This window comes from Acinetobacter sp. Res13-Abat-PEC15-P4-01, from assembly GCF_015676285.1.
Classification (GTDB): domain Bacteria; phylum Pseudomonadota; class Gammaproteobacteria; order Pseudomonadales; family Moraxellaceae; genus Acinetobacter; species Acinetobacter nematophilus.
This window is the reverse complement of record NZ_JADAIN010000022.1, coordinates 1-8,356: the sequence shown is the minus strand read 5'-3', so window position 1 is coordinate 8,356 and position 8,356 is coordinate 1. Positions and strand designations below refer to the sequence as shown.

6 protein-coding genes are annotated in these 8,356 nt (G+C 37.0%); all 6 read right to left on the bottom strand.

The window, feature by feature from the left end:
• A partial coding sequence (locus IMO47_RS10145; protein WP_277922761.1) for an ESPR-type extended signal peptide-containing protein occupies positions 1 to 2,303 on the bottom strand: 2,303 nt, incomplete at its 3' end.
• A gap of 1,180 nt (positions 2,304 to 3,483) precedes the next feature.
• Positions 3,484 to 4,107 carry a sterol desaturase family protein gene (locus tag IMO47_RS10140; RefSeq protein ID WP_196076658.1) on the bottom strand — a complete coding sequence of 208 codons (624 nt, stop codon included), beginning with the start codon at positions 4,105 to 4,107 and terminating at the stop codon, positions 3,484 to 3,486.
• A 99-nt stretch (positions 4,108 to 4,206) separates the two neighbouring features.
• Positions 4,207 to 5,208: an AraC family transcriptional regulator gene (locus IMO47_RS10135; protein ID WP_196076657.1), complete on the bottom strand. Its 1,002-nt coding sequence runs from the start codon at positions 5,206 to 5,208 to the stop codon at positions 4,207 to 4,209.
• A gap of 289 nt (positions 5,209 to 5,497) precedes the next feature.
• A complete protein-coding gene (locus IMO47_RS19615; RefSeq protein WP_227552395.1) occupies positions 5,498 to 6,373 on the bottom strand; it encodes a hypothetical protein in 876 nt (291 codons plus the stop codon).
• Positions 6,374 to 6,522: 149 nt separating this feature from the next.
• A complete protein-coding gene (locus tag IMO47_RS10125; protein ID WP_151807056.1) occupies positions 6,523 to 7,020 on the bottom strand; it encodes a hypothetical protein in 498 nt (165 codons plus the stop codon).
• 13 nt (positions 7,021 to 7,033) lie between these two features.
• A partial coding sequence (locus IMO47_RS10120; RefSeq protein WP_196077890.1) for a hypothetical protein occupies positions 7,034 to 8,356 on the bottom strand: 1,323 nt, incomplete at its 5' end.

Genomic DNA, 8,356 nt, shown 5'->3' with positions numbered 1-8,356 from the left:
ACTGCACTTGAGCCTGCCGAAGCGGTAGTGCCTTGCGCATTAACGGTATAAATGTCTTGACCATTTGTACCTGTGGTTTTAACTACATCAGTAACGTTGGTGCCTGCCGCAACTTCTGTTCTTGACGCTGCTATTGCTGAATCAATTGTATTTTGTCCAGTACCACCAATATTGCTCATTGAAAGCGTGCCATCACTATTTAAACCAGCATCACCTCCCAAAATATTGATTGTACTATTGGCAACATTGCCTAATACATTATTCGTTGCATATAACTGACTCCCATTAATTGCATCTGTACTCGTTGCAGATATCGCTCCTGCACCCACATTCTTAACTTGACGTTCGACTCCCACTGAACCAACCGATAATTGCATTCCTGTATTTGTAACTTGCCCTGCAAAATTCCCATAGGTCAAACCATTTAAATTTGCCTCTGACTCTTGCGTCGCATCAGTGTAAGTATTTGCATTTGCCCCTAAAGCAATTGAATCTTCTTTATTCGCGATCGTATTTGTTCCAATGCTTACAGTTCTACTAGTATTTACCCCTATATTAGAATTTGAGCCTAAAATTACATTATCATTACCTTTAGAGTTCACACCCGCAAGGCTACCAATAGTAATATTATTATTTCCCTGTAATCCAGAACCTGCTGAGTCACCAAATACGGAATTGTAATTCCCTATTAGATTTCTACCGCTATTCATACCCGTTAAGGTATTATTATTTCCTTCTAATACAGCACCTGAGGCAGTACCAATGGCAGTATTGCCATTACCAGTAGAATTTGTAGTATTATTAATTCCCACTAGAGCATTACTACCTAAAGCAGTATTCCAGCTCCCTGTCCTCCATCTTGCAGCATTTTGTCCAACATAACTATTGTGTTTACCAATACTGTTACGACCAGCTTCATCACCAAGATAGGTCGCATATAGGTATTGAGAATTACGTCCAGCTTGGCTACCTAACATAACACTATCTGAAGCATATCGATTATCAATAGTATTATCATCATAACGTTGGGAATTTTGACCAGCATTAACTCCAATAATGACTTCACTACCGCCCAATGATTTTGCATTTTGGCCTATTGCTATAGAACCTTGTTGCCCATACACATCATTTACATTACTACCAACGATTACTTGAGCATTATCACCAATAGCAATACCACCAAAACGTGCATTGACTATACTTTGATTCCCTATTGCAATTGCTTTTTGAGCATTAATTACCTTACTTTCTGAACCTTGAGCAATCGAACTAGCCGAATTGGCATCTACAAGTGCCCCACGACCTATAACTAAACCAGCAAAAGACAATGCCTGTGCAAAATCGCCCATAGCGATTGAATAATCAGCACCTGCATTTGCAACCCGCCCTATACCGATTGCACTCTGACCACTTGCTGTAGTGCTATCGCCAAAAGCCAACGTAGAATTCCCAACAGCTTGAGCTGCTGAACCTACGGATACTGCTCGATATCCATTTGCAGTGCCACTATCCCCTAATGCAATAGTGCCGCTTCCAATTGCATTATTTATCCGACCGACTGCTACGGCACCATCACCCTCCGCTGTATTTGATGAACCTATCGCTACAGCTCCAACACCATTTGAAATTCCTTTATATCCAATCGATACCGCCCCCCCAGAACCTTCTGTAGATTCACTACTTTTCGTAGTAGCAATGCTATATGCTCCAATAGCGACATTGTTAGACAAGTCTTCATTTATATCAGACTTATCTGCCGTAACATTTTTACCAATAGCAACGGCATTTTTACCCAAAGCATTTGCAGTTTCACCAATTGCCAAACTATTAGTACCCGAAGCAGTTGTATCAATAAAACCTATTGCAACTGCTTTTTGCCCAGAAGCCCTTGTATCTAGATTAGTCTGAGCAACATTTGTTGCATTGGCTTGCACCCCGTTAATAAGAGTAAAACCACCTGTTGCAGTTTGACCAAGACATGTCCACGGAACAACATTTGTACCATTGGTTGCTCCTTGACTAACACAGTTATTGCTCGGTCCAATAGTCCCATTCACTGTTGATGCTCCGATATCGGCACTACCGGCAGCAAATGCACCATTCGATATCAGAACACTAGAAAAGATAGCACTTAGTGAAATACCAATAGCTTGAACAAGTTTAGGTTTGTCAGATGAATGACCAAGATCTACGTGTGAATGATGACTACCTGAACTACGCTTCCCTTTTGTTTTAGATAATTCTGATGCTGCAACCCATACGCCCAGAACTTCATTCCAAATTAACCGATATATCTTATTCATTTTATTTTCCTTTTTTTAAAAATTTGTCAGATTAACTTCTAGTTCAAACAATTACTTTTAATACGAGTGTGACAACTTGCAACAACAATTCATGTAGAACTGTGATCAATTTATCATCAAGATAAATTATGTGCAATATGCACATATGTTAAAAAAGAACATTTTTTGATTATTTACGCTATCCACAAATAAGACATTAAAATGTAAGTAAAATTTTTCTTTTAATCATGTTGTATAAATCTATTCAGCAAGCCTGTTGGAGCAATATAATTTTTCAAATGAATAAACCCGCCTCTTTAAAATCTCTCAAAGGACAAATGGGGTTTCTTAGAGCCACCTTTGATAAGTCGCCAAAACATCAGCATTTGGTTGGTTTCCAACACATAATGGTCGGTCGAATCGAAAGGCAAATAAGGAGCGTGACAATCTATTCAGATACAGAGATTCAATGCAGTTTAATGAGGAAAATTTCACTTCACTCTACGAATGATGCAAAAGACTGTTGGCAGATGATTTCAGTTAAGCAGCCCCATGCGGTGCTTTCATCAGGGAAAGAATACGAAACCAGAGAACGTCATAATTTAATACGCTGTTTCAGACGACAAATCTTGTGAAGTATCGCTTCTTTGCTGGGCTGGTATGCAACGATGGTCAGACGAGCAACTAAGAAATTGAAATGAAGATTCATTGCATCAAATTACTCTGTATGAGACTGAGTACATGAACCGTTGAAAGTCCGTTCAATCAAATTCATACGCGTTTCACCGAATGCTTTTAGATCTCCTATAAGCTGCTATCTATATTTCTCTCTTTTTCTTGTTGATTTCACTTTTATAGCTTTATGAGCTTGATAAGATGTAATTTTTACTATGATTAGGATTACTGGAGCCACTCGCAAAAATAAAGGATAACCGATTCAAACTTTTAGCGGATAAAAGCATTGCAGCAGTGTTTAACACAGTTGTCACATGATGCTTTACCCTCATCAACATTCATATCAAATATTCAATCAGCGTACCCTTGCTATCTGATTTAAAGCATTTTGATTAAATCCAGTCATCTTAGTCTATTAGAGGCTATCTTTGACCATTTGAAATAAACCAAGTGAAACGGATATTTTCAAAAATGAACGATTAAAACCTTTTAGATTCATAATCGCTCATCCCTTTACAATCATGATCTAAAGTGCAACTTCGATGCCTTGACGTAAATTATTTTGATCAAGTTGAGTGTTTGTTTCAATTTTTGCAAAAGATTGAGTCAACAATCTTCGTGCAACCTTATTCACCCGCTTTTCTAACCATACCGGCATCTGCATACCGAGTGGATTGGTTTCGGTTACAGAAACATCAGTCATCACACGAGTACCCATAATGTAGTCAAACCAAGGACGAGTTACACACCAATTCGCATTTTGATTACTTGTCATATGATGATCGTAATGCCAAGGGATACGCTTTTTTGCATATTCTGGATCCAAGTGTGATTTGGCATGAATTTTCCAATAGTTCCAGATCCCATAATAAAGCCCCATAGCAAAAAATGGTGCAACAGGCACAAAAACTGTGGAAACCACACCAAGTGCAATTAATGCTGATTTTTCATTATACATTTCAGAATTTTTAAACATTGACTCCGCATAGCCTGCATCATGAAAACTATTTAAACGAGCCCGTTTATGATGAGCAATATGGGTAAAAAAAGGGCTATTTCTATTTTTCATTGGAAATTCATGTAACCAGACTTTATGAAAATACCATTCCATACCATTTGCAACGAATACACCAACAGGAAAACCAAGCATATCAACGACCTTAATAAAACATCATGTCGTGATTTTAAAACGATAGATATACAGTCGTTTTGACTCAGATGACCTTTTTCTCTTGCCTATACAATCAAGTTAAAACTGTTTACGCTGACGATAAGCAGTTGGTGATTCTCCAGTCCAACGTTTAAATGCTCTAGAAAAAGCAGAGGGTTCTGAGAAACCAGTGAGATATACAATTTGGTCAATAGATTCATTTGTGTGTGAAAGTAAACGACGAGCGAGTCGTTCTCGATAATGTGCAATCACTTTTTCATAACTTGTATTTAACAGTTGTAAATCCGCTCTTAAACTACGGGCACTACGATTCAGACGTTCAGCAATGGTGTTTTGATCAAACTCGCCTGATTCAAGCAACCCGTTTGCCAAGATTTTTTCGATTTGTTCGATAATCTGATGCTTTTTTAACAATTCAAGTTGTGACGCCGCGTGGTATTCATGGACTTTTAACAACTCGGGCTCATATGCCGGTGATGGTTGTGAGAGTAGTTTTGAATTAAATAAAATACCTCCATCATTTTGACCGAGTTTAATATCGCATCCCCATGCTTTTTTGTATTCTTCAACCTTTGCGCCCTCAGTATAGGGCAACCAGATTTCGGTCGGGGTAAATGTATTTTCAGTAATGTATCTAAAAAAATTAAGCAGAATACCAAATGCGCATTCCAAATAATGTCTGACACAGTGATTTAGACCAGAAATAAGAGTATTCGTTTGATCATAACGCTGCAACTTGAAAGACATGGCATTGGTGAGCAATGCTTGATATTTTAATGTTCTCTCCAACCCCTCACCAAATGTGGGACTACTGAGAAAAAGATATTCTATAACTTGCCCTCTAAAGGGAGGCATGTTAACACCAACATGTAAACCTATATTTTGATCACGGCTGATGGTTTCGGCGGCCTGCCAAAAACGCTGTTGAGTAGAATTATCACGACGAACGAATTTATCAGGTGGCTGATCCGGGAGATGTACACTGGCAAAAATAGCGGAAGCATCTATGTTCATCTTTTGCATGGTTTGATAAACCATCCATAAAAAGATGCCTGCATCACTGGTTTTTTCTATAGTCATAAAGCTCAAATGTATGCATTTTTAAATTCTTTCCTTACGATCATACAATTTTTCCTAACAACGGGCATTAACATTTTCGACACTAAAGAACATCCAAATTGAGTAATGTATCGTTTCAGAATGGCGCTGTTCATACAGTCTTAAATGTCTGTTGTCTAAACTTTATGGGACTGCATGATTGTAAATCCATAATCCAGAAAACCTACTGATCTATTTTTTGCTATTGCTACATCAAAATGATCATCAAGCACATGATTAAAACCAGTAGAAACAGGTTCCCCTATCGATCTCAATGGAGTCGATGCAGTTTTCCGTTTAGAATCACATCATTATTTAATTGTGTACTTACATCATTACCATCTCCAATTTGCTTTTGATAGTATTCTACAGCTGCTTTGTTATAAGTGATTCCTGCTGTGGAACCTAGTTCTCCTGCTTTACCTGATAAGTGACTCAACAACTCATTTGATAGCCCTTGGTTATGGCTCACTTCATGTTCAAGTACTTCGATATTGGTTTTACGATTATCACCATTAACATCTATCGCTATAATATTTTTATCGGTCGTTCCTTTTAATCCGTAGACATCTGTAATTGTAGTGGTCAATACATCAACGTTCACACCTAAGGCACTGGCAAGTTGATTCATAGCATTTTTTACAGATTCTACATCATTAAATTCACCATTTTTAAACTTGTTTAAGATCGCAGCCGCTTCTGGATTTTTTTTAATAAAATCAAATGTATTTGCAGGGTTCATTAATGTTTGAAATGCCTTCCCTATATTTTGATCATCACTTGCTAAAGAAGCCGTCGCAACACCTAAGCTTGCAACACCTGCTGCTGTCATTTTTCCGATAATTTCAGCATTCTGCGGTAAATCCTTCTGCTCTTGGATAATCTGAGCACGTCCACTCTCCGTCAGTAAACGATTGTCTACAGTCACTGAACCGTTCAATAAACCTGTCACTTGGTCTCGGGTGATTTCTTGAGTATTGTTAATATCACGGTTACTGGTCGTTGTAGTGTTGGTCTCACTACCTTGACCCATTGTCGCTTTAGTTAACTGCTCTTTTTCATTCCCTGTACTTTGTAAACCAACCGTTGTACGACCACTTGGGTGGAATGAACTCTCCTTACTCTCTCCTTTGATCGATGTACCCACACTCGTACTGAACCTTTTTCATCCAACAACCCAATAATTCCAGAGCCTAAAATTAATCCTCCTGTTACTGTTGAACCTGCAATAATTTTACTGTTTTTATTATTGCATTTTTAGTTTAGTGGTGAAACTTAACAAGAAAATTCTTCATTTTATTCTTTGTATTTAGCTTTTCCCCATAGTTCAGGCATATGAGGAAATTCAACAAATTCTCTATCAATTCTTTCTTTATACATTGGAAGTTCAGCAGGTACGAATGGTTCACTAAACCATTCATTCCATAACATTAATAAAAAATAAAAATAATTTTTTTCTTCGTTATCCCAATTATCCCAATTATCCCAATATATACTTTTTATATTAGGATTTTCTAAGAAACTTGTATTACCTTCTAGATTATTCAAAAAAGCATTTCCTATCACCCATTTTTTCGAGGTAATACAATACCTTAAATCTTCTTGGAACTGTATCTTACACTGATCTGAGTGCCATTCTACAGATAACCATTTTTTTATAGCGTAAAATACATCTTTTTTATTTGAAAAATCTAGACTATAAAAATCATCTTCTTGCTGGTAATATTCCAAAGTATCAGGATTCCAACTACCATCTATTAATCTTTCTATATGTTCTGGACTTACATCAATCATATTAACATTCCTTTTAACGTAGTTTTAATGGATCAGGCTTTGTAACTCCTAATTTTACATTTGGAAATGCAGTAAAAGCTTTCCCTGTATTTCTATCAATATTTACTGTTGCTGTATTACTCCACCGATATTCACCAATAGGCTGATTAGACTTAATATTTGCTTTAGTATTGCCTATATAACCCTCTCCTATTGGACGTCTAAATGTAATATTTACACTAATTGAACCATTATGTTGAGTATATTTTGCGGGATTCTGCTTATATAATGTTTCAGCTTGATCAATTGCTGTTTTCATGTCTGTAGAATTAAAAAACTTCGAAGCGTCAGCTGGTGCTCCTTTAGCTCCAGTTTGAGGATTAGTACCTTTCATAGCCCGTTCGTACAGCTGCTCTAATCTGGTATAAGCGCCATGTTTACTATCATAATGTGGATTATTAACTCCAGCATTTATATCCACTGCCTTTTTATTTCCTAATGCAAAATCAGCAGGCGCATTAGGATTTCCATCTAAAACATTCGGTAAATCAGCATTAAAATTATTACTTACTTTTGCAGCAGCTAATTCAGCCTTTTCTGCTGTTTTTGCCGCTTTCATTGCCGTAAAAGCTTTTAATCCATTAGCACCAATAAAAGCAATATCAGCTACCGTTAATACATTGCCTGCTATAGTCAGAGCTGTATCAATTTGTCTTCCTGGGACTTTTAAATCATCTATCGCGAAATCCTGTGGATACGCTGTCGAATTTTTTCTGATTACTTCATCAAATTTTGATGCTTTATTTAGGTTATGACTTTCACCTAACGCAGAAATAAATCCTTTAGGTGGCATCACTCCTGAATCTTTGTACATTCTTACATACGCTAAGCCTTCAGCAAGATTATATAATTGGCTAATATCTACTGCTGGTTCTTTCTGTGCATTGTTTAGTAGTTGAATAACCATATTTCTAACTTCAGGATTACTATTTACATAGTTTCTGAAATCACCACCTAACTGTGTAATTAATACTTCTGCTTGTATTCTTTTTGAATCTTGTTCCGATGCAATAAAATATTTTTTCTCTCCCATATTTAAACGCGCTGCTATATTATTGCATTCACTATCTGTCTTACATTTTCCTGCGATTTTTAGATCATTTGCTATTGTTGGTGCCGCCAATAAAACACTTTTATCACCTCCAAAAATAACTGACGAATGGGTCTTAACATCTTGACCTAATCTTTCATCTATTTTATTTGCACGAGCATAGGATGGCTGACGATCATTGAATTCATCTCCTAAAGCTTGTTGTAAACCGAGTTGAATTTGATTGGCATTCAGTAAATCTTTCTG

Coding starts and splice junctions, on each gene's coding strand:
- IMO47_RS10140 (WP_196076658.1), bottom strand. CDS start 4,107: ATGCTTGGTTTTCCTGTTGGTGTATTCGTTGCAAATGGTATGGAATGG.
- IMO47_RS10135 (WP_196076657.1), bottom strand. CDS start 5,208: ATGACTATAGAAAAAACCAGTGATGCAGGCATCTTTTTATGGATGGTT.
- IMO47_RS10125 (WP_151807056.1), bottom strand. CDS start 7,020: ATGATTGATGTAAGTCCAGAACATATAGAAAGATTAATAGATGGTAGT.